Raw genomic sequence first — 20,629 nt, forward strand, 5'->3', positions numbered from 1 at the left:
ACGAGCCGACTCGCACGACCGAGACGAACGAGACGGACGAGACAGAGGAGCGCGAGAAACCATGCAGGGGACTGTGACGATGTACAGCACCACGTGGTGCGGCTACTGCCGTCGGCTGAAGAGCCAGATGGACCGCGAAGGCATCACGTACAACGAGATCAACATCGAGCAGGACCCGCATTCCGCGGCCTTCGTCGAGAAGGCCAACGGGGGCAACCAGACCGTCCCGACCGTGCTCTTCGCGGACGGTTCGACGCTGACCAACCCCTCGCTGGCCCAGGTCAAGCAGAAGATCGGCGTCTGAGCGGGGGACCGCTCAGGCCATATCTCCGGGCTTCGGCAACGGCTTGCCGTACCAGAGCTCGATCAGGCGGGCCGCAATCGAGATCCCGTAGGGAGGCAACACCTCCCCGGACTCGAATGCGGCCCGCAGGTCTTCCCGGGAGAACCAGCGCGCCTCGTGGATCTCTTCGCCGTCGACGTCGATCTCGGAGGATGTCGCCCGCGCCATGAAGCCGAGCATCAGGCTGGACGGGAAGGGCCAGGGCTGGCTGGCGATGTACTCGACATCGCCGACCGTGACGCCCGCCTCCTCGAAGACCTCGCGGCGCACCGACTGCTCGATCGACTCACCCGGCTCGACGAATCCCGCCAGGGTGGAGAAGCGCCCTTCCGGCCAGTGCACCTGGCGGCCCAGCAGCGCGCGGTCCTCCTCGTCCGTGACGAGCATGATCACGGCGGGGTCGGTACGGGGGTAGTGCTCCGCCCCGCATGCCTGGCAGCGGCGGATGTGGCCCGCGGCCGCGATGACCGTGCGCTCGCCGCAGCGTGAGCAGAAGCGGTGCAGCCGCTGCCAGTTCTCCAGTGCCACGGCGTGCACCAGGAGTCCCGCGTCGCGCGGGGAGAGCAGCAGTCCGGCCTCGCGCAGGCCTGCGGGGCGGGCCGACTGGTCCATGCGGCCGGGCAGGGCGTCCTTCTGCAGCGCGAAATAGCGCACGCCGGCTTCGTCGGTGCCGAGGAAGTAGCGGTGGGTCTCGGTGACGGGGGCCTCGAAGGCCGGGGTCATGACCAGTTCGGTGCGGCCGTCGGGGGTGTCGTCGACCAGCACCTGGCCGCCCGAGACCACGAAGACCCGGGTCGTCGGGTGGCTCCACGCCGCCGCCAGCCAGGCCTCGTCGAGGCGGTGGTGCGCCTCGCGGTCGATACCGCTCGGCGCGGTGAGACCGATCGGCGCGGTGAGATCGATCGTGCGGTGTGTGATGCCGTTGCTGGTGGTGCTCACAGGTACTTCCAACTCCCCCGAGTGGATTGGATGGCGGTTCAGCGGAGGGCGGCGGCGAGGTCGCCCCACAGGTGGGCAGTCGTCTCCACACCCTTGATGAGCAGGTCCAGTTCGACCTTCTCGTTGGGCGCGTGCCAGCCGTCGGACGGTACGGAGATGCCAAGAAAGAGCACGGGGGCCGCGAGCACGTCCTGAAGATCTGCGGCGGGGCCCGATCCGCCCTCGCGGGTGAAGCGGATCTTCCGTCCGTCGAAGGCGCGGCTCATCGCCCGTACGACCGACTGCAGGGCCGGGTGGTCCAGCGGCGTCAGACAGGGGCGGGTCGAGGCGCCGAAGGTGATCTCGTGGCGGATACCGGCCGGCACCTGGGCCGCGACCCAGTCGCCGATCGCCTGCTCGATCTTCTCCGGGTGCTGGCCCGCGACCAGACGGAACGTGAGCTTCAGCTGGGCGGATGACGGGATGATCGTCTTGCCGCCGAGGCCCTGGTAGCCGCCGCCGATGCCGTTGAGCTCGGCCGTCGGGCGGGCCCAGATGCGCTCCAGCGTGGAGTAGCCGGCCTCGCCGAGCGTGGCGTGCGACTTGGCGGTGTTCAGCCAGGACGCCTCGTCGAAGGGGAGCTCGGCGAACAGCTCGCGCTCGGCGTCAGTGAGCGGCTCGATGCCGTCGTAGAAGCCGGGGATGGTGACGTGCTCGTCGGCGTCGTGCAGCGCCGCGACAAGACGGGCGGCGACGGTGGCCGGGTTGGGTACCGCGCCACCGAACGAACCGGAGTGGATGTCCTGGTCGGGGCCGTACAGCTCGATCTCGCAGTCTGCGAGGCCGCGCATTCCGGTGCAGACGGTGGGGGTCGTCTCGGACCACATGCCGGTGTCGGACACGATCACGGTGTCGGCTGCGAGGCTGGCGGAGTTGGCCTCGACCAGGGCACGGAAGTTCGGCGATCCCGACTCCTCCTCGCCCTCGATCAGCAGCTTGAGATTGACCGCCGGTGCGGTGCGTCCGGTGACGGCGAGGTGGGCCCGTACGCCCAGGGTGTGGAAGAAGACCTGCCCCTTGTCGTCCGCCGCGCCGCGCCCGTACATCCGGCCGTCGACGATCTGCGGCTCGAAGGGGTCCGTGTGCCAGCCGTCCTCACGGGCGGCGGGCTGGACGTCGTGGTGGCCGTAGACCAGGACGGTGGGCGCATCCGGGTCGCCGGACGGCCACTCGGCGAAGACCGCGGGGGCACCGGGGGTGGGCCAGACCTCGGTGACCGGGAAGCCGGTCTCCTTGAGCTTGGCCGCGAGCCAGTCGGCACTGCGCCGGACGTCCGCCGCATGGTTGGGCTGGGCCGACACGGACGGGATGCGCAGCCAGTCGGCGAGGTCGTCCAGGAAGGCAGCGCGGTGCTGCTCGATGTACGTACGGACGGCGCTGTCCGGGGTGTCGCTCATGCACCTGAGCCTAACGGGCGCGGGTGACTGTCTCGTCGGCCGTCTCGCCCAGCAGGATGCGCTCCAGCTCGGCCCGGGCGGGGAGAGGGTCGGGGCGGACGATCTCTCCGGTGCGTACGTAAACGAACGCGGCGTTGACGGCTTCGAGGGGGATGTCGTGCTGCTCGGCCCAGGCGAGCCGGTAGATGGCTAGCTGGAGGGGGTCGGCGGTGTTTGTGCGGCTGGTCTTCCAGTCGACGATTTCGTACGTCCCCGTCGCCTCGTCTGCCGTTCCCTCTGCCCGCTCGTCGCGGTAGACGGCGTCGATACGGCCGCGGATCACGCGGCCCGCGAGGGTGACCTGGAACGGGGACTCCACGCGGTAGGGCGTGCGGCACGCGTAAGGGGTGCGCTCGAATGCCTCCTTGAGCGCGGCCAGGTCGCGCTCGTCCGCGATCTCGGGGTCGTCGGCGTCACCGCCGGGGAGCTCGTCCGGGCCGAGCATCGGGAGCGGGATCTCCTCGAACCGCGACTCCACCCAGGCGTGGAACCGGGTGCCTCTGCGGGCCGCGGGGTGCGGGGGGCGCGGCATGGGGCGGGCCAGCTCCTGAGCGAAGCCGTCGGGGTCGGCGGCGAGGCGCATGAGCTGGGAGGCGGACAGGGAGGGGGGCAGGGTGACGTCGCGGACGGTCGCGCGGCTACGGCGGAGCTCACCGGCGAGGGCGTCGAGGTCGCGGTCCCAGGAGGCGATGGTGCGGGCGTCTTCGGGGGTGGGGGCCGCCGCCTCAAGAGCGTCGGCTTCGCGGCGCGGGTGCGGCAGGTCGGCCGCCGCGACGTCCGGGAGCTCCGGCTCGTCCCAGGGGTCGTCCCAGTCCGGCTCGTCCGGCTCGGACAGGAACTCCTCCGGCTCGGACGAGGGCTCGTCAGGCGCCGACAGGAGCTCCTCCGGCTCGTCCAGATACGCCAGCACCGTGTCCGCCGCGGCGCGGCGGCGCATCAGAGAAGTCGCGTCCAGCGGCAGGGGCCAGGCCTGGTCGGCCGTCGTTTCGTGCAGGGTCGGGTTCTCCGCGTCCTCCTCCGGTCCGTCTGCCCAGATCTCGATCTCGCCGAAGCCCTCCGCGCAGTGGTCGTACAGCGCCTGCAGGAACAGCGAGGGGCCGCGGCGGCGCTTCTGGGTCGGGCCCCACCAGTGGGCCGATCCCAGAAGCAGGGAGCGGGGGCGGGTGAAGGTGACGTAGCCGAGGCGCAGTTCCTCCGTGTGCTGGTGGTCCTTCATCGCGTCCTTGAAGGACTTGAGGCCCTTGGCGTCCCAGGACTCGACGGAGGGAAGGGTGGCCGCGTCGCCCCGCAGGGCGTGCGGCAGGACCTTGGACTGAGAGGTCCAGGCCTCGCGCGCCTGGTCGTTCGGGAAGTGCTTGGCGACCAGGCCGGGGACCGCGACCACGTCCCATTCCAGGCCCTTGGACTTGTGGGCCGTCAGGACCTTGACGGTGTTCTCGCCGCCCGGAAGGGCGTTGTCCAGGCCCTTCTCGTACTGCGCGGCCGTACGCAGGAAGGCGAGGAAGGCCAGCAGGGTGGCCTCCCCGTCCAGTGCCGCGAAACCGGCGGCTGTGTCAAGGAAGTTGGCGAGGGTCTCGCGGCGGCGGGCGGCCAGGGCGTTCGGGGATGCGGAGAGTTCGACTTCGAGGCCGGTGGTGGACAGGACGCGGTGCAGGACGTCCATCAGCGGGTCGGCCAGGGAGCGGCGCAGGTCGCGCAGTTCGGCGGCGAGGCGGGCGAAGCGGACCCGCGCCTCCGCGGAGAAGGGGAGCTCGTCGTCCTCCCCATCCGCCGACTCCAGGAACGTGTCCAGCGCGTCGGCGAGCGAGATGACCTCGGCCGGGTCGGTGCCTTCGACGGCCGCGGCCAGCCGCTCGTCGGGATCCGTCCCGTCGGACGAGGCGCGGTGGACCAGCAGCCGGGCCCGGCGGCCCAGCAGGGCCAGGTCGCGCGGGCCGATCCGCCAGCGCGGTCCGGTGAGCAGACGTACGAGAGAGGCGTTGGCCCCCGGGTCCTGCAGGACCTCGCACATCGCGACCAGGTCGGCGACCTCGGGCAGGTGGAGCAGCCCGGACAGGCCGACGACCTCGACCGGGACGTCTCTGGCGACCAGCGCGCCCTGGATCTCGGGGAAGTCGCCCGCCGTGCGGCACAGGACCGCGATCTCGCCCGGCTCCTTGCCAGTACGCACCAGGTGGGCGATCGAGTCGGCGAGCCACTCGATCTCCTCCGCGTGGGTGGGGAGGAGAGCGATGCGGACGGACCCGTCGTGCTCGGCGCCCGGGGCGGGCCGCAGCGCCTCGACGCCCTCGTGCATGGCACGCAGCGGGGCCGCCAGGCCGTTGGCGAGGTGCAGCAGCCGACCGCCGCTGCGGCGGTTCTCGCTGAGGGAGAAGCGGGTCGCGGGACGGCCGTCGGGGTACGCGAAGTGTGCCGGGAAGTCGTCGAGGTTGGCGACGGAGGCCCCACGCCAGCCGTAAATCGCCTGGCAGGGGTCGCCGACCGCGGTCACGGCATGGCCGGTGCCCTGGCCGAACAGGCCGGACAGAAGCAGCCGTTGGGCCACCGACGTGTCCTGGTACTCGTCGAGCAGCACGACCCGGAACTCGTCCCGCAGGATGGCTCCGACCTCGGGCCTGGTCAGCGCGAGTTCGGCGGAGAGCGCGATCTGGTCGCCGAAGTCGAGGAGGTCACGGGTGCGCTTGGCCTCGCGGTAACGGACGGTCAGGTCGAGCAGCTCACGGCGGGCCGCGGCCGCCTCGGGCACCTTGCGCAGTTCGGCGTTGCTCAGCCGGGCGCTCTCCAGGGTGCGCAGCAGTTCGGAGTCGTACGCGCCGAGCTGCTCGGGACGTACGAGATGCTCCGCGAGCTCCGCGTCGAGCGCCAGCAGATCGCTGACCAGGGACGGAAATGACCTGGTCAGCGAGGGATACGGGCCCGGCGCCTCGCGCAGCACACGCGCGGCGAGCTGGTAGCGGGTGGCGTCCGCGAGCAGGCGCGCGGTCGGCTCCAGGCCTATCCGCAGCCCGTGGTCGGTGAGGAGCTGCCCGGCGAAGGCGTGGTACGTGGAGATGCGCGGCTCGCCAGGAGGGTTGTCCGGGTCGATGACGTCGGGGTCCATCACCCCCGCCCGCACGAGCGCCTTGCGGACGCGCTCGGCAAGCTCCCCCGCCGCCTTGTTGGTGAAGGTGAGGCCGAGGACCTGCTCGGGGGCGACCTGGCCGGTCCCCACGAGCCACACCACCCGCGCGGCCATCACCGTCGTCTTCCCCGAGCCGGCTCCGGCCACGATCACCTGCGGGGCGGGCGGCGCGGTGATGCAGGCCGTCTGCTCCGGGGTGAAGGGGATGCCGAGGAGCTCTTTGAGCTGCTCGGGGTCGGTGATGCGTGCGGTCACCTCAGAGAGGCTAATGGGGACCACTGACAGCGATGGTCCCCGTTGGCCTCAACCGCCGCGGGCGGGCGTGGGGCGCGGCCTCGGGGGGCGTCAGGTTCCGGTGCCGGACCCGAAGCCGAAGCCGAAGCCGAAGCCGAGGCCGAAGCGGGAGCCGGTGCCAGAGCCAGAGCCAGGGCCCGCGCTCAAGCCCGTGCCCAGCTTCTCCAAGTCGACGACCTGGTCGGCCGGCGGGGCCACGGCCTTGACCGGCTTGTTGTAGTCGGAAAAGGTCATCGTGCCGGGCCCGTCACCGCCGACCCTGACGACTCTGATGAGGTACGGCTCGCCCTTCTTGGCCACGTACATGGTGATCGTTTCACCGCCGGGCTGCTTCTTCACGAGGGTCGTTGTGGGCACAGAGTTGACCTCGGCGTCGGGTCCCTTGGTCATCCCCTGACGCTCCGACGTGTCCTTGTCCCTCTCGGCGAGCATGGCCTTGAGGTCACAGACGCCGCCCATGGCCTTCGCGCTGCCCGCCGGCATCTTGATCCAGCGGTCCTTCACCAGCTCGACGACGCCTTCGCCGTCTGTGCCGGGCGAGCTGCTCTCGCTGAGCGAGGCGCGCCAGAATTTCTCGTTGCCCTTCATGTACAGGACCTTGCTGACCTGGCGCAGCTCGGCGCTGCCGCCGCCGAAGCCCAGCTTGCCCGTACATGCGCCCTTGTTGTCCACCGCAAGGTCGACGGACGCCCGCTCGCCCTCGCTGGTGACCTGGCCCGCCATCCTCATGGACCGGGCCGCCTGTGTGGCCGCGACGGCCCTCTCCGCGATCTGATCGGCGGTCAGGCCGGTGAGGTCGGTGGGTGCCGCGCTGGTGACGGCCGCCGGTTCCTGCTCCCTCTCCTGCTTCTGCTGCTCCCTCCTCTCCTCGGAGGCGCTCTTGGCCTTGATGTCGCCATCGTTGGAGCAGCCCGCCAGCGCAGCGGTCGCGGTCGCGGTCGAGAAGACCACCGCCGTAACCAAGGACTTCCGTTTGGCCGCCATGTGTCTCCCCTTGCAGTCCGCGTGTCGCCTTGTCGCCATTTATTGGATGCAAGCGAATGCGGCAATGCGCGATAAAACACCGCTCATTCCACTATTTGGCGGCCTTCCGGCTGGGCGCTGCACGAGGAACGGAACGTGCAATGGGTGCAGTGCTGCCCCGCGCTCGGGGTGAAGCGCTCATCGAGTACGCGGCCGGCGGCGGTGGCCAGCAGCTCGCCGACCCACTCCCCCGCGAGCGGCTCCTGCGCCTGGATCCTCGGGAGGGCGTCGCCGCCCTCCTTCTTGGCGGCGGCCTGGCGCAGTTGTACGAGCTCGGCGCCGCCGGGTTCGGGGCGGCGGCCGTCGAAGGCCTCGTCCACGGCGCCCTCGCGCACGGCAAGCTGGTAGACGGCGAGTTGAGGGTGCCGGGCGACCTCGTCCCGGGTCGGCGTCTGCTTGCCGGTCTTGAAGTCGACGACGTACGCGCGGCCTTCGGCGTCCTGCTCTACGCGGTCCATGGAGCCTCGGATGCGTACCTCGTACTCGCCGGCCTCCAGGGTCACGTCGAAGTCGTGCTCGGTCGCGGCAGGGGCTCGGCCACCGCGGTCCATGACGTGCCAGCGCAGGAAGCGTTCGAGCGCCACGCGCGCGTGCTCCTTCTCCTGCTGCGACTTCCATGGCGCGTCGAAAACGAGCGCGCTCCAGACGGAGTCGAGGCGCTCCATGAGAACGGCCAGGTCGGCGGGGCTCTGTCCGGAGGCGACCTCGTCCGCGAGTACGTGAACGACGTTGCCGAACCCCTGGGCAGCCGTTGCGGGGGCGTCCGCCTTCACCTCGCGGCCCAGGAACCACTGGAGCGCACAGGTGTTGGCCAGCTGGTCCAGTGCGCTGCCGGAGAGGGTGACGGGCTGGTTCCGGTCCCGCAGGGGGAGCCGGCTGTGGGTCGGCTCGTACAGCCCCCACCAGCGGTAGGGGTGTGCGGCGGGCACGAGCGGCTGGCCCTCGTCGTCGGCGAGCGCAGCGAGGCGCGCGAGGCGGCGGGCGGCGGCGTCGCGCAGCGCGGGCGTCGCCTGCGGGTCCACGGTGGTGGCGCGCAGCTCGGCGACGAGCGCGGCGACGGCGAGGGGGCGGCGGGGGCGGCCGGTGATGTCCTTGGGTTCGACGCCGAGTTCGGTGAGGAAGCGGGAGGGCTGGTCGCCGTCGTCGGCGGGTGCCTTGACGGCGGTGACGACGAGGCGGTCGCGGGCGCGGGTGGCGGCGACGTAGAAGAGCCGGCGTTCCTCGGCGAGGAGGGCTCCGGGGGTGAGGGGCTCCGCGAGCCCGTCGCGCCCGATCCTGTCCGCCTCCAGGAGCGAGCCCCGCCGTCGCAGATCGGGCCAGAGGCCTTCCTGTACGCCGGCGACGACGACGAGGCTCCATTCGAGGCCCTTGGAGCGGTGGGCGGTCATCAGGCGTACGGCGTCGGGGCGGGTGCTTCTCCTGGCCAGGGTGTCGGCGGCGATGTCCTGGGCCTCGATCTCCTCGAGGAAGTTGAGGGCGCCGCGGCCGCCGGTGCGCTCTTCGGCACGGGCGGCGGTCTCGAAGAGGGCGCAGACGGCATCGAGGTCGCGGTCGGCATTGCGGCCGGCCGCGCCGCCGCGGAGGGCGGCGCGTTCGAGGCGCTGCGGCCACGGGGTGCCGGCCCACAGCTCCCACAGCGCCTCTTCGGCGGTGCCACCGCCTTCGAGGAGCTCGCGCGCCTTACGCAGGAGCGCACCGAGCCGCTGCGCGCCGCGGGCGTACGCGGGGTCGTGCGCGACGAGGCGCTCGGGCTCGGCGAGGGCGCGGGCGAGGAGCTGGTCGGAGGGCGGGGGTACGCGGTTGCCGCCGGCGCGCTCCTCGTCGCGGAGGGCACGGCCGAGGCGGCGGAGGTCGGCGGCGTCCATGCCGCCGAGAGGGGAGGTGAGGAGGGTGAGGGCGGTCTCTGTGCTGAGCCAGGGGGTGGTGGGGTCGTCCTTCCCCTCCCCCGCAGCGTCGGCCCCCTCCCCCGCAGCGTCGGCCCCCTCCCCCGCAGCGTCGCCGCCCTCCCCCGCAGTGTCGGTTGATTGCGCCCTCTGCGGCTGCGTCGCTGCCGTAGCCACCGCTCGCAGTGCCGTCAGCAGCGGGGACACCGCCGGTTCATGGCGCAGAGGGACGTCGTCGCCGTCGATTTCCAGGGGGACTCCCGCCGACGCCAGGGCGCGGCGCACCGAGGGGATCGTGCGGCCGCCCGCGCGGACCAGGACTGCCATGTCGTGCCAGGGGACGCCGTCCTCCAGATGGGCCCGGCGCAGGATGTCCGCGATGTTGTCCAGTTCCGTGGAGGCCGTCGGGTAGGTGCATGTCTCGACCCGGCCGCCCTCCCGGACCGCGCCCAGCTCCCGGTGCGCCCGGACCTTCTCCAACGGGAGGCGGGGCAGCGGCATCCGGCGGGTCAGCAGCCGGGTCGCCGCCAGCAGGTGCTCGCCACTGCGCCGGGACGTCGTCCAGGACCGCCACGTCCGCCGGGCTGCCGTTCGCCTGCCGGAAGGCGTCGGGGAAGTCGAGGATGCCGTTCACGTCCGCGCCGCGGAAGGCGTAGATCGACTGGTCCGGATCCCCGAACGCGACCAGCGTGCGGCCCTGCCCGGCCAGCGCCTGGAGCAGTTGTACCTGGGCCGGGTCGGTGTCCTGGTACTCGTCCACGAACACCGCGTCGTAGGGGAAGTCGTAAGGCGAGGCGACGCGCTGGGCAAGCAGCACCGCCCTGTGCACCAGTTCCGCGTAGTCGAGCACCCCCTGCAGGTCCAGGACGTCCAGATACTCCGCGAGGAACGACGCGGCCGCCCCCCAGTCGGGGCGGCCGGTACGGGCCGCGAAACGGGCCAGGGAGTCGGGGCCCAGGCCAAGCTCACGGCTCCGGGCGAGCACCGCCCGTACCTCGTCGGCGAAGCCACGCGTCGTCAGACACGCCCGCAGCTCGTCCGGCCAGCGGTTGCGCGCCAGCCCCTCCGCCTCCAGGTCGAGCTGGCCCGTCAGCAGCTCCCGTACGGCGACGTCCTGCTCGGGACCCGACAGCAGCCGCAGCGGCTCGGAGAACAGATCTGCGTCCTGGTGCGCGCGGACCAGCGCGTAGCAGAAGGAGTGGAAGGTCGTCGCCTGCGGCCCCTGCGCGCCGCCGAGCCGCAGCGCCATCCGGTCACGCAGTTCCACCGCCGCCCGGCGGCTGAAGGTGAGCACCAGGATCCGCTCCGGATCCGTCCCCTTGGCCACCCGCGCGGCGACCGCCTCCACCAGCGTGGTGGTCTTGCCGGTGCCCGGACCTGCCAGAACGAGCAGCGGACCGTGATCGTGGTCAACCACCGCGCGCTGACTTGCGTCCAGAAGAGGGGGATCCACGGGGCTCGGCGGGGTACGCACCAGTCGGTACGCACCGGGAGTCCTCCCTCTACGCCCCTGCGGGCGTGGGGGGACCCCCTGCCGTACCTGCTGGTACGTCGTATGCCCTGTGGTGGAGGAGGAGCTCACGTGGATCGCCGGTCCTGGTGGGTGTGCTGGTGGTGATGGAGCGGTTCGTGCCGCGCGCTGACGACGCTACGCCAGCGCGCTACCGCGACGCAGTGAGTCCGGCGCGTACTCCGTACGGTCGGCAGAGCGCCCGCGCGACCGCCGAATGGCGGAAGCTGTCATATGTGAGCGCTGTCGCCGGCACCACCGCCGCCGTCCCATCGCGCGCGCTTCACGTCGAGGCGCGGCACGTGTTCCTCGGCGCTGCGCGCGGCCTCGCGCAGGGGCGTCCCCTCCGTGCGGTAGTGCTCCAGGGCACGCAGCTCATGGCCGGGCAGCAGCGCGCCGTCCGCGCGCACGACGCGCCACCAGGGCACGCCGCCGCCGTACAGGGACATCGCCCGGCCGACCTGGCGCGGCCCGCCGTCCCCGAGCCACTCGGCGACGTCGCCGTACGTCATCACCCGGCCCGGCGGAATCAGCTCGGCGACCTCGAGCACCGCGCTCCGCGTACTCCGGCAGCTCTTCCATCCGGTCCATCCTGCCGTACGCCACCGACAACGCCCCGGACAGCAGGACCCGAGGGGCAAAGGGGCGTATCCTGCCCGCCCCGCGCCCCTGCAATGCACCCTGATGCCCCCCTCTGTCGGCGGGCCGTGCCACCATCATGCGGGCGGTGACTGGTGATACGAGATCAAGAAGAGACCGAGACGGCGAAGGAGCAGGGCGTGCAGCCTCCTCAGGCGGCGAGCACCCCTGAGCCCGAGTCGTACCCGGACGCGCCCGTTCCGCGTGAGGGTGCCGGCGCTTCCAAGGGGAAAAAGGAAGCGGCGGACGACGCCACTGACCAGGCCCTGGACACAGCCGCGGGCAAAGCAGCAGACGCCGCGGCCAAAGCCGCCGACAAAGGCGCCGACAAAAAGGGCGCCGACAAAGGCGCGGACACAACCGCAGGCAAAGACGCGGACAAAGCCACCGAAGCCGCAGACAAACCGGCAGACGCCGCCGACGGCCCCGGCGTCGACCGGGTCTCGGGGGACGAGCCGCTGCTCGCCGCCCGCGTCCACCGTCCCTCCGACCTGCTGCGCCTGCTCATCGGCATCCTCGCGATCGCCGTCGTACTCGCCATCGCCGCCTTCGCCCACGGCACCACATCCGGCCTCGAGCAGGACATCAACAAGGGCACCGGACAGGCACCCGACCTCTTCGTCAAGATCGCCGGTCTGGTCTCCAGCATCGCCGTACTACTCGTCCCGGTCGCCTTCGCGATCGAGCGGCTGATCAAACGGGACGGGCTGCGGATCGCGGACGGCGTCCTCGCCGCCGTGCTCGCGCACGGCGCCACCCTCGCCACCGACCTCTGGGTCGCCAGGGCCGCGCCCGGCCCCCTCCAGGAGGCCCTGACCCAGGCGCAGAGCGGCGGCGGGCTGACCGACCCCGTCCACGGCTATCTCGCCCCCGTCATCGCGTACATGACGGCCGTCGGCATGTCCCGCAGACCCCGCTGGCGCGTGGTCCTGTGGGTGGTCCTGCTGCTCGACGCCTTCGCGATGCTGGTCGCCGGCTACACCACCCCCTTCTCGATCATCCTCACCGTGCTGCTCGGCTGGACCGTCGCCTACGGCACGCTGTACGCCGTCGGCTCACCGAACGTACGGCCCACCGGCCAGACCCTGCTGGCCGGTCTGCGCCACGTCGGCTTCCGCCCGGTCACCGCCATGCGCGCCGAGGAAGTCCCCGACTCCACCGAGCCGGGCGACCGCGGCCGCCGCTACCAGGTCACGCTGGAGGAGGGCGCACCGCTCGATGTCACCGTTGTCGACCGTGAGCAGCAGGCACAGGGCTTCTTCTACCGGGTGTGGCGCCGGCTGACGCTGCGCTCCATCACCACCCGCCGCTCCATCCCGTCGCTGCGCCAGGCCCTGGAGCAGGAGGCGCTGCTCGCGTACGCGGCGATCGCCGCAGGTGCCAACGCTCCCAAGCTCATCGCGACGTCGGAGCTCGGCCCGGACGCCGTGATGCTGGTGTACGAGCACCTGGGCGGCCGGTCCCTCGACTCCATGGCGGACGACGAGATCACCGACGACGTGCTGCGCGGGGCCTGGCGGCAGGTGCAGGCGCTCCAGTCGAGGCGTATCGCGCACCGTCGGCTGACCGGCGACGCGATTCTGGTGGATCGTTCCGGCAAGGTGATCCTGACCGATCTGCGCGGCGGCGAGATCGCGGCGGGCGATGTGGTGCTGCGCATGGACATCGCGCAGCTGCTCACCACGACCGGCCTGCGGGCCGGCGCCGAGCGTGCGGTGGCCACCGCTGTCGAGGTGCTCGGCCCCGACAAGGTCGCCGACTGTCTGCCGCTGCTCCAGCCGATCGCCTTGAGCCGCTCGACCCGGGCGACGCTGCGCAGACTCGCCCGCGAGCGGTCGCATCGCGAGCGGGAGGCGGTGCTGGAGGCGTCCGCGGCCGCCAAGCGGGCCCGTACGGCAGAGTCGGAAGAGGCGGCGGTCGACGACCGCAAGGCCGTCCGCAAGACCGAACGGGCGGAGAAGCAGGCCGACAAGAAGGCCATGGACGAGGCCATGGACGAGGTGCGCGAGGAGGATCTGCTCTCCCAGATCCGCCGGCAGATGCTCCTGATCCGGCCGCAGGCGCCGGTCGAGCCGGTCCGCCTGGAGCGGATCAGGCCGCGTACGCTCGTCAGCTTCATCGCCGGCGCGGTCGCCGCGTACTTCCTGCTCTCGCAGCTCGCCGGCATCGACTTCGGCACTGTCTTCGCCCGGGCCCACTGGGGCTGGGTGGCGGCCGCGGTCGCCTTCTCCGTGCTCAGCTACTTCGCGGCAGCGATGAGCCTGCTGGGCTTCGTGCCCGAGCGGGTGTCGTTCCTGCGGACCGTCGTCGCACAGGTCGCCGGGTCCTTCGTCAAGATCGTCGCCCCGGCGGCGGTCGGCGGCGTCGCGCTGAACACCCGCTTCCTGCAGCGTTCGGGAGTACGTCCCGGCCTCGCGGTGGCCAGTGTCGGCGCCTCCCAGCTCTTCGGGCTCGGCGCGCACATCCTGCTGCTGCTCGCCTTCGGCTATCTGACCGGTACGGAGCGGACGACGTCGTTCACCCCGTCCAGGACGGTGATCGCGGGTCTGCTGACGGTCGCCGTGCTGGTGCTGGTCGTGACCGCGATCCCGTTCCTGCGGAAGTTCGTCTCGACGCGGCTGCGCTCGCTGTTCGCCGGGGTGGTACCGCGCATGCTCGACGTACTGCAGCGGCCGATGAAGCTGCTCACCGGCATCGGCGGGATGTTGCTGCTGACCGGTGTGTTCGTGATGTGCCTGGACGCGTCGGTCCGGGCCTTCGACAACGGCAACCAGCCGCTGAGCTACGCCAGCATCGCCGTGGTCTTCCTGGCGGGCAACGCGCTGGGATCGGCGGCGCCGACGCCCGGCGGTGTGGGCGCGGTCGAGGGTGCTCTGACCTTCGGTCTGATCGTGGCCGGGGTGCCGAAGGAGGTCGCGGCGCCGGCGGTGCTGCTGTACCGCATGATGACGCTGTGGCTGCCGGTGTTGCCGGGGTGGTTCGCCTTCAACCACCTCACGCGCAAGGGCGCGCTGTAGCGCCCGCGCCACCCGCATGGACCGCCGCCCGCGCGCCGCACGCCCCCGCGGCGCACCATGGCGGCATGCCGACCTTTTCCGCGGCCGTGCGCGCCACCGCCCCGCGCGCCGCCGCACTCGCCGTCTCCGTCGCCGTGCTGCTGACGGCCGCCGGCTGTTCCGACAGCGGCGACAAGGGCGGGGACACGGGCGAGGAGCGGGCGAAGGATCTCGCCTCGCAGACGCTCGACTGGCAGAAGTGCCCGGCGCCCTCGGAGGCGGAGGGCGGTGGGACCGCGCCCTCGCCGCTGCCCGACGGCATCGCCTGGGAGTGCGCCTTCATGGACGCCCCTCTCGACTACGCCAAGCCGGACGGCGAGACCATCGAGCTGGCCCTCATCCGGGCGAAGGCCCGCGACACAAGCCGGCGGATCGGCTCCCTGATCTTCAACTTCGGCGGCCCCGGCGGCTCCGGGGTCGCCAACCTGCCCGCCGCCGCCGCGGACTACGCCACCCTGCACACCCGCTACGACCTGGTCAGCTTCGACCCGCGCGGGGTCGGCCGCAGTGCGGCGGTGGAGTGCGAGGACGACAAGCAGCTCGACGCGTACTTCGCCCAGGACTTCACACCCGACGACACCGCCGAGGAGGAGACGTACACGGACGGCCTGAAGAACTTCGCCGATGCCTGCGAGCAGAACTCCGGCGAGCATCTGCCGTACGTCGGCACCACCAACGCCGCCCGCGACATAGACCTGATGCGCCAGGTACTCGGCGACGACAAGCTCTACTACTTCGGCATTTCGTACGGCACCGAACTGGGCGGCGTCTACGCCCACTTGTTCCCGACCAAGGTCGGCCGGGCCGTCTTCGACGCCGTCGTCGACCCGACAAAGAACTACGAACAGAGCTCGCTCGGCCAGGCGAAGGGCTTCCAGCTGGCTCTCACCAACTTCGCGCAGGACTGCGTGGACCGCGGCGATCAGTGCCTGCTGCCCGGCACCACAGCGCGGGAGATCCAGGACTGGATCATCGCGCTGCTCACGAAGCTCGACAAGGAGCCGATCGCCGGCGTCGGCGACCGGAAACTGACCCAGAGCCAGGCCACCAACGGGATCGCGCAGGCTCTGTACTCCAAGGAGTACTGGGAGTTGCTGGAACAGGGTCTCGACGAGGCCGACGGCGGCAACGGCGCACTGCTGCTCGCGCTCTCCGACGCGATGAACGGGCGCAGCGAGAACGGCCACTACAGCAACATCTCGGCGGCCAACGCGGCCATCAACTGCGTCGACTCCAAGGAGCGCTTGTCCCTGGCACAGACGAAGGCGAAGCTGCCGGAGTTCCGCAAGGTGTCGCCGGTCTTCGGTGACTACCTCGGCTGGGGCCTGATGGGCTGCACCGAGTGGCCGGTGCCCGGCGCCTGGAACACACCCGACGTCTCCGCGCCCGGCGCGCCGCCCATCCTCGTCGTCGGCACCACCGGCGATCCGGCGACCCCGTACGAAGGCGCGAGGGCCATGGTCAACGCCCTCGGCAAGGGCGTCGGCGTGGAGCTCACGTACCGGGGCGAGGGCCATGGCGCGTACAACGGCGGTAACAAGTGCGTGCAGCAGGCCGTGAACGCCTACCTCCTTCAGGGCAAGGCGCCTGCCTCCGGTACGGTCTGTCAGTAGGCCCGCATAGGATGCCGAAAGAATCTTCGAAGCCGTGGGGGGCACGGAATGACCATGCGGGTACGGGCGGGGACCCTGGCCGCGGCCGCGCTGCTGCTGGCAGGGGCGGCCGTCGGCTGTAACAGCGGTACGGACAAGGCGGATTCCGACGGCAAGAACACCGCCAAGCCATCGGCGTCCGAGGCCGCCCCCGGCAAGGCCGCGCCGAGCAAGCCGGGCGAGCAGGCCCTGCCCGCCGCGCTCACCGGTCAGCAGCTGGACTGGAAGCGCTGCAAGGCGCCCGTGAAGGCCCGGGGCAGCTACGCACAGACGCCGGGCAAGGAATGGCAGTGCGCCCTGCTCAAGGCCCCGCTCGACTACCAGAAGCCGACGGGCGAGACGATCGGGATCGCCCTGATCCGCGCCAAGGCACTCGACGCGGACAAGCGGATCGGCTCGCTGATCTTCAACTTCGGCGGCCCCGGCGGCTCGGGGGTGGCCGGACTGCCCGGCTCGGCAGACGGCTTCAAGAAGCTGCACAGCCGTTACGACCTGGTCAGCTTCGACCCGCGCGGGGTCGCGGAGAGCGCCGCGGTGGTCTGCCGGGACAGCAAGCAGTCGGCTGCCTCGTTCCGGCTGGACTTCACCCCGGACACACCCGCCGAGGAGAAGGCGTACCTCGAAGACTCCACCGCCTTCGGCGCGGGCTGCGCCAAGAAGTCGGGCAAGGTGCTGCCGCACGTCGGCACCGCGAACGCCGCCCGCGACATGGACCTGATTCGCCAGGTACTCGGCGACGACAAGCTGTACTACCTGGGCTTCTCGTACGGCACCGAACTGGGCGGCGTCTACGCCCACTTGTTCCCGGCGCGGGTAGGACGGCTTGTCCTGGATGCCGTGGTCGACCCTTCCGCCGACTACCCGGGGCACTCGCGCAACCAGGCCCTCGGCTTCCAGCGCGCTCTGGAGAACTACTTCAAGAGCCGCGGCATTTCAGCGAAGGACGGCACCGCGCGCGTGGTGAAGCTGCTCGACAAGCTCGACCGCAAGCCGCTGCCCACCAAGCAGGGCCGCACGCTCACCCAGAGCCTCGCGCTCACCGGCATCATCACGCCGCTGTACTCCAAGGACGAGTGGCAGTACCTCACGAAGGCCCTGGACGAGGCCGACAGGGGCGACGGGAGTCGGCTGCTGCTGATGGCCGAGTCGTACAACGGTCGTGACGAGGACGGCAGTTACAGCACGCAGGACCACTCGCAGCGCGCCATATCGTGCGCGGACACCACGGGACGGGTGACGGCCGCCGAGGTCAAGTCCCGCCATCTGGCCGAGTTCACGCAGGTGTCGCCGGTCTTCGGCCCGTATCTGGCCTGGGACCTGACGGGCTGGTGCGCGAACTGGCCGGTGCCCGGCGAGTGGGAGACTCCCGAGGTCGCCGCGGAGGGCGCGGCCCCGATCCTGGTCGTCGGCACCACGGGCGACCCGGCGACCCCGTACGAGGGCGCGAAGAAGATGGCGGACGAGCTCGGCGCGGGCGTCGGCGTGCTGCTCACCAACAAGGGCGAGGGCCACGGCGCGTACGGGAACGGAGCGTGCGTGACCGGGACGGTGGACGCGTATCTCCTGGACGGCAAGGTCCCGGCGAACGGCAAGACCTGCGGATAGCTGAACGGCCAGACCCGCGGGTAGCTGTCCACGACAGCGCGAAGGGCCCTGGACCGGCACTCCGGTCCAGGGCCCCAGCACACTCGCGTCAGTAGATCGGCTTGTCCGGCTCGATCTGGTTGACCCAGCCGATCACGCCGCCGCCCACGTGCACCGCGTCCGCGAAGCCCGCGGACTTGAGCACCGCGAGGACTTCAGCACTGCGGACACCCGTCTTGCAATGCAGGACGATCTTCTTGTCCTGCGGCAGCGCCTCCAGGGCGGTGCCCATCAGGAACTCGTTCTTCGGGATCAGCCTGGCGCCGGGGATCGAGACGATCTCGTACTCGTTGATCTCACGGACATCGATGATGTCGATGTTCTCGCCGTCGTCGATCCACTCCTTGAGCTGCTTGGGAGTGATCGTCGAACCGGCCGCCGCCTCCTGGGCCTCCTCGGACACGACGCCGCAGAAGGCCTCGTAGTCGATGAGCTCGGTGACGGTGGGGTTCTCGCCGCAGACCGCGCAGTCCGGGTCCTTGCGGACCTTGACCTGGCGGTACTGCATCTCCAGGGCGTCGTAGATCATCAGTCGGCCGACCAGCGGCTCGCCGATGCCCGCGAGCAGCTTGATGGCCTCGTTGACCTGGATGGAGCCGATGGACGCGCAGAGCACGCCCAGCACGCCACCCTCGGCGCAGCTCGGGACCATGCCGGGCGGCGGGGGCTCGGGGTAGAGGCAGCGGTAGCAGGGACCGTGCTCCGACCAGAACACGCTCGCCTGGCCGTCGAAGCGGTAGATGGAGCCCCAGACGTACGGCTTGTTCAGCAGCACGCACGCGTCATTGACCAGGTAGCGGGTCGCGAAGTTGTCCGTGCCGTCGACGATCAGGTCGTACTGGCTGAAGATGTCCATCACGTTCTCGGCCTCGAGCCGCTCTTCGTGCAGGACCACGTTCACGTACGGGTTGATGCCGAGCACCGAGTCCTTCGCGGACTGGGCCTTGGAGCGGCCGATGTCGGCCTGGCTGTGGATGATCTGGCGCTGCAGGTTCGACTCGTCGACCTCGTCGAACTCCACAATGCCGAGCGTGCCGACACCGGCCGCGGCGAGGTACATCAGGGCCGGCGAACCCAGGCCGCCGGCGCCCACACACAGCACACGGGCGTTCTTCAGCCGCTTCTGTCCGTCCATCCCGACATCCGGGATGATCAGGTGGCGGGAGTACCTGCGGACCTCGTCGACGGTGAGCTCAGCAGCTGGCTCGACCAGGGGTGGCAGCGACACGGGGGCTCCGTTGGTCGGTATGTCAGTACGGTTGTTCTCTCCGTAACACTGCCACGGCCCTCCTCATTCCGAGACACCCGGTCCGATCTGCGAGACGATTTCGTCCCAGTAACCGGGCAGTGCCTCGAATGCAGTGCTATGTCCCCTGTGATCGGAACGTGTGGACCTGTCGGTGAAGAAGATCGTCCCCGCGCCCTGCCAGCGCGCGATGCGGGTGGCCTCCTCCAGATGCGTGCGCGGCACCCCGTGGACGAAGTGCGCGAACCGCTCCGGCGGATAGTCCGCCGTCCACTCCGCCACCTGCGACCAGCGGTAATCGGTCCACGGCCCGGAGAAGGTGACCAGCTGGTCGGCGACCTCCGCATATCCGGGGTAGGGGTGCGAGCCGTGGTTGAGGACAAGATGCCCGCCGTCCAGGACCGCCTCCAGCGTCGCCGTGATACGCCGCACTCCGTGCAGATCGGCCCGGTCCGCAGGACAGCGGTCCAGCAGGAAGCCGTCCACGCGGTACCACTCGAGGTAGTGGTGCGCATCGGAGACGACATCGCCGAAGGAGCGCGAGCCGTGCGCCATGTCGATGTGCCCGAGGACCTGTACGCCCGCGTTGCGCACCTTGCCCGTGGCTTCCAGGCAGTGCGGGTCGGGGCGGTCGCCGGGGCCGTCGTCGACATTGAGGACGACCCAGTGCAGCGGCGTGCCGGGACGGGTCAGCTCGGCCCATTCGACGGGGGCGAGCAATGGGTGGGCGTAGCCGGGGATACCGAAGCCGAGCCCCTCCGCGCCGGTCGCGGTGAGCTGGGTGCCGGTCGTGGTCAGATGCGGCATGCTGCCTCCATCCAGATGTCGGCCAGGGATTCTTCGAGGTTGATACGGGGACGCCAGCCGAGCCGGTCGCGGGCCGTGCGGACATCCGCCTGCTGCCAGCTGCCGCAGCCGTCGGGGTACGGCGCCGGGGTCGCGGACAGCTGCTCCAGTACGGATTCGGAGCGCGGGGCGCCGATGGACGGGCGGCCGGAGGGCGCGTCGAGCTCGTGCAGCGCGCCCGCGTAGCCCGCGACCCGGGCCAGCACGGCGGCCGCGTCCCGCAGACGGACGGCACGTCCCGTGCCGATGTTGACGACGCCCTGCGCCGCGGACAGGGAGGCGGCGTGCACGGCGCGCGCCACGTCCCGTACGTCGACGAAGTCGCGCTGCACCCCGAGGCCGCTGAGCTTCAATTCGCCGTCGCCGGCCTGCATGGCGCGGCGCATCGCCTCGGCGAGGCGGCCGAGCGGGGAGCCGGCCGGGGTGCCGGGGCCGACGGGTGAGAAGACCCGCAGCACGACGGCGTCCAGGCCGGAGCCGAGCACCAGCTCGGTGGCGGCGAGCTTGCTGACGCCGTACGGCCCGCCGGGGCGCGGAATCGCGTCCTCCGCGGTCGACGACCCCTGCTGGGACGGGCCGTACTCGGAGGCGCAGCCGAGCTGGACGAGCCGGGCGCCGCAGCCGCTGCGGCGCAGGGCCTCGCAGACGGTGGCGACGGCGACGGTGTTGTGCCGGGTCAGATCGCGGGCGCCGCCGCGGGTGGCGCCTGCGCAGTTGATGACGACACCGGGGTGGACGGCGCCCAGGAAGCGGGTGAGCGCGCCCGGGCTGCCGCCGGCGAGGTCGAAGCGCACGTCGGCGTCGTCGCCGCGACCGAGGGCGGTGAGGTGCACGGCCGGGTCGGCGAGCAGCCGGTCTGCGACGAAGCGGCCGAGGAATCCATTGGCACCGAGCAGCAGCACCCTCATCGCGCGGCCCCTCGGTGCCGACGGGCCGGAGCTGGGGGTTGGGGGGTCAT

11 protein-coding genes and 2 pseudogenes are annotated in these 20,629 nt (G+C 71.2%); 4 read left to right on the top strand and 9 right to left on the bottom strand.

The genetic code is table 11. The features are described from left to right. Nucleotides 1–61 precede the first annotated feature (61 nt). On the top strand, nucleotides 62–304 hold the full coding sequence (locus tag QFZ67_RS13095) for a mycoredoxin (RefSeq protein ID WP_307661262.1): 243 nt from the start codon (nucleotides 62–64) through the stop codon (nucleotides 302–304). Nucleotides 305–316: 12 nt separating this feature from the next. On the opposite strand, the gene nudC is transcribed toward QFZ67_RS13095, so the two are convergent. The 6 genes and pseudogenes from nudC to QFZ67_RS13125 all read right to left on the bottom strand — a co-directional run bounded on the left by nudC (nucleotide 317) and on the right by QFZ67_RS13125 (nucleotide 11,179). Continuing rightward, nucleotides 317–1,282, bottom strand: a complete 966-nt coding sequence (nudC, locus tag QFZ67_RS13100) for an NAD(+) diphosphatase (RefSeq protein ID WP_307661263.1) — start codon at nucleotides 1,280–1,282, stop codon at nucleotides 317–319. A 38-nt stretch (nucleotides 1,283–1,320) separates the two neighbouring features. Beyond that, nucleotides 1,321–2,718 (bottom strand): dipeptidase, encoded by a 1,398-nt coding sequence (locus QFZ67_RS13105; protein ID WP_307661264.1) that lies wholly within the window; start codon nucleotides 2,716–2,718, stop codon nucleotides 1,321–1,323. A gap of 10 nt (nucleotides 2,719–2,728) precedes the next feature. Continuing rightward, nucleotides 2,729–6,133 (bottom strand): ATP-dependent DNA helicase, encoded by a 3,405-nt coding sequence (locus tag QFZ67_RS13110; protein ID WP_307661265.1) that lies wholly within the window; start codon nucleotides 6,131–6,133, stop codon nucleotides 2,729–2,731. A gap of 90 nt (nucleotides 6,134–6,223) precedes the next feature. Then, entirely contained in the window at nucleotides 6,224–7,156 is a 933-nt protein-coding gene (locus tag QFZ67_RS13115; protein WP_307661266.1) for a hypothetical protein, read from the bottom strand. Between the two features lie 83 nt (nucleotides 7,157–7,239). Next, nucleotides 7,240–10,660, bottom strand: a pseudogene (locus QFZ67_RS13120) (ATP-dependent helicase). A gap of 158 nt (nucleotides 10,661–10,818) precedes the next feature. After that, nucleotides 10,819–11,179, bottom strand: a pseudogene (locus tag QFZ67_RS13125) (MGMT family protein). A 188-nt stretch (nucleotides 11,180–11,367) separates the two neighbouring features. Here QFZ67_RS13125 and QFZ67_RS13130 point away from each other — a divergent pair. From QFZ67_RS13130 to QFZ67_RS13140, 3 genes are all read left to right on the top strand, one after another. Beyond that, on the top strand, nucleotides 11,368–14,244 hold the full coding sequence (locus QFZ67_RS13130) for a lysylphosphatidylglycerol synthase domain-containing protein (protein ID WP_307661267.1): 2,877 nt from the start codon (nucleotides 11,368–11,370) through the stop codon (nucleotides 14,242–14,244). Nucleotides 14,245–14,309: 65 nt separating this feature from the next. After that, complete coding sequence (locus tag QFZ67_RS13135) at nucleotides 14,310–15,896, top strand: alpha/beta hydrolase (RefSeq protein WP_307661268.1); 1,587 nt, start codon at nucleotides 14,310–14,312, stop codon at nucleotides 15,894–15,896. Nucleotides 15,897–15,944: 48 nt separating this feature from the next. Further along, nucleotides 15,945–17,540 (top strand): alpha/beta hydrolase, encoded by a 1,596-nt coding sequence (locus tag QFZ67_RS13140; protein WP_307661269.1) that lies wholly within the window; start codon nucleotides 15,945–15,947, stop codon nucleotides 17,538–17,540. A gap of 88 nt (nucleotides 17,541–17,628) precedes the next feature. Here QFZ67_RS13140 and moeZ read toward each other — a convergent pair whose 3' ends face one another. The 3 genes from moeZ to QFZ67_RS13155 form a co-directional block, all read right to left on the bottom strand. Next, complete coding sequence (moeZ, locus tag QFZ67_RS13145) at nucleotides 17,629–18,807, bottom strand: adenylyltransferase/sulfurtransferase MoeZ (RefSeq protein WP_307661270.1); 1,179 nt, start codon at nucleotides 18,805–18,807, stop codon at nucleotides 17,629–17,631. A 63-nt stretch (nucleotides 18,808–18,870) separates the two neighbouring features. Further along, the gene (locus tag QFZ67_RS13150) at nucleotides 18,871–19,632 is read right to left on the bottom strand and encodes a spherulation-specific family 4 protein (RefSeq protein ID WP_307661271.1); all 762 of its coding nucleotides are present in this window, start codon (nucleotides 19,630–19,632) and stop codon (nucleotides 18,871–18,873) included. Beyond that, nucleotides 19,620–20,579, bottom strand: a complete 960-nt coding sequence (locus QFZ67_RS13155; RefSeq protein ID WP_307661272.1) for an NAD(P)-dependent oxidoreductase — start codon at nucleotides 20,577–20,579, stop codon at nucleotides 19,620–19,622. Before QFZ67_RS13155 ends, QFZ67_RS13150 begins: the two co-directional genes overlap by 13 nt. Between the last annotated feature and the right edge of the window lie 50 nt (nucleotides 20,580–20,629).

Source organism: Streptomyces sp. V1I1 (genome assembly GCF_030817355.1).
GTDB lineage: Bacteria > Actinomycetota > Actinomycetes > Streptomycetales > Streptomycetaceae > Streptomyces.

Excerpts from the sequence above, each read along its gene's own strand:
- QFZ67_RS13140 (WP_307661269.1), top strand. The coding sequence starts at position 15,945 with ATGACCATGCGGGTACGGGCGGGGACCCTGGCCGCGGCCGCGCTGCTG.
- QFZ67_RS13105 (WP_307661264.1), bottom strand. The coding sequence starts at position 2,718 with ATGAGCGACACCCCGGACAGCGCCGTCCGTACGTACATCGAGCAGCAC.
- QFZ67_RS13155 (WP_307661272.1), bottom strand. The coding sequence starts at position 20,579 with ATGAGGGTGCTGCTGCTCGGTGCCAATGGATTCCTCGGCCGCTTCGTC.
- QFZ67_RS13150 (WP_307661271.1), bottom strand. The coding sequence starts at position 19,632 with ATGCCGCATCTGACCACGACCGGCACCCAGCTCACCGCGACCGGCGCG.
- QFZ67_RS13095 (WP_307661262.1), top strand. The coding sequence starts at position 62 with ATGCAGGGGACTGTGACGATGTACAGCACCACGTGGTGCGGCTACTGC.
- QFZ67_RS13115 (WP_307661266.1), bottom strand. The coding sequence starts at position 7,156 with ATGGCGGCCAAACGGAAGTCCTTGGTTACGGCGGTGGTCTTCTCGACC.
- QFZ67_RS13135 (WP_307661268.1), top strand. The coding sequence starts at position 14,310 with ATGCCGACCTTTTCCGCGGCCGTGCGCGCCACCGCCCCGCGCGCCGCC.